This is a genomic window from Agrilactobacillus composti DSM 18527 = JCM 14202 (assembly GCF_001436375.1).
Classification (GTDB): Bacteria; Bacillota; Bacilli; order Lactobacillales; family Lactobacillaceae; genus Agrilactobacillus; species Agrilactobacillus composti.
The window spans coordinates 1-1,847 of record NZ_AZGA01000047.1; the positions used below are offsets into that span (position 1 = coordinate 1).

At 39.0% G+C, this 1,847-nt stretch carries 1 protein-coding gene; it reads right to left on the minus strand.

What is annotated here, in order from left to right:
• Nucleotides 1–101 precede the first annotated feature (101 nt).
• Nucleotides 102–1,568, minus strand: coding sequence for a polysaccharide deacetylase family protein (locus FC83_RS07600; RefSeq protein ID WP_057002590.1), 1,467 nt, complete (start codon nt 1,566–1,568; stop codon nt 102–104).
• Between the last annotated feature and the right edge of the window lie 279 nt (nt 1,569–1,847).

A 1,847-nucleotide genomic window follows, 5' to 3' on the forward strand; every position in this document is an offset into this window, starting at 1 on the left:
GAACGAAATAAAAAAGACAAAGTCTTCTAAAAAGATTACTTTGTCTTCAATCTGAACACACATTCTATCGAAATGTGTGTTTTTATATTCTCAAAAATTTTTTACCTGCCGTTGGCTAAGTAGTCAGCGAACTCGTCAATTGAGCCATCATACTTGCCGACTTCCATCATCAAGCGCCCTAAAGTATACCGCTCAAAGTCAGATGAAAAAGCGTATGCTAGTTTATTGTCGTAATTAAAGCAAGCCTTGTAATCATTATTCTTACAAGCCATAGGGGACAAGTAATTATGGCCGCCACCAGGATAAGCGCAATAATCAATATTGTTAACGACTTGCCCTAATGGACTTTTAGCATTATTCCAGGCATACCATTGATTCCAGTAAGGTCCGTAATTCATACTTGCATGATTGATCGTGTGATTACCAATGGTCATGCCATTATCAAGCAAGTATTGAGCAGTATCAGCTTGATCAGTAATAAAATCACCACGATAGAAGAATGTAGCTGCGTACCCATGTTGCTTCAAGATATCGGCCACACGATTCCAAGTTCCGTAGCCATCATCAAAGGTAAGTGCGACGACTTTACCTATATTGTTCGTATTGGTTTTTAACATATTGTATGCAGTATCCATGGACACAACGGTATAACCTAATTGATCTAACCAATCTAGTTGTTGTTCAAATTCAGCGAACGGCATTCGGTATGGGTCAGAAGAACTTGTATCATCAGTAAAATCATGATATGCCAGCACAGGAAAGCTGATCGGATTTGATTTTCGGTCAAAGGTTTCATCCTGGCCAGATCCAGATTGATAAATATCATAGTTGGTGAACCATTCACCATTTGGTGTTTGACCCCAGACCATATCATTATAAATCACAATACCATGGTCACCGTTTGTCTTAGAAACAGTTCCAGCAGGAACTGTATATCCCAAACCGTGTTGATCTTGAATATAAGGTGCATCATAGGCTTGCGTATCATTTACTGCCTTAATCGTGAAATCATCAGCTTGCCCTGGCGCAACAGCATCAGAGGTTTCTACCTCCGGTCTATCATAATTAAAGTATTCATGTGGCGTATACCATTGTCCACGACCAGAGCGGAACCAAACAACGCCGTTGACCATAGTTGTTTGATCATAAGTAGAACCGACACCCATATAGGCACGGCCAACTTTATTCCGACCACTGCCAAAGCGATCATAGATGTTGACATTTTTAGCTGGGAAGGGAACTCGATTTGTGCTTGTCTCTAGCATTAATGGATCATTAAATGCCCAGCCGTCGACAATGATGTAATTAGGATCAATTGTATGAAAATAAATGGGATCGTTCTCGGCCGTACCGCTAGCGTTCAATCCAAAAGTTAGGGCACTAGTATCACTTTGTTGTTGGTAAGTACCTGCCGCCAAGCGGTCATACCAACCTTGTGGTGATCCATCTACCCACTTATATTGGCGTGTGCCAATACCATAGGGGAAAATTAAGGCCGGATTATCGACTGCCGGTTTGCCTGAATTGATAATCTTGATGCTATTACCATCTGTGTTAAATGTTGCCATATTGAATCTTCCTTTCATATTTGTACTACATTAGCGAAGTTTCGAAAGTATGGAAATTATGCATACATATTTCGATTAACATTCTTATTCATTAAACTTTGCTTTGGCCAAAGCGTTTAAAACATATGTTATACAGACTCTAACATGAATAAATATAATAACAAGGTATTTTGATGATTGTTATGATAATAGAGTGTTGTTTATGATAATACGAAAAGTTATCGCCTGAATTATTCATTCATGATTTGAGTTGCACTTATTGAACCGGTTTAACGTGTA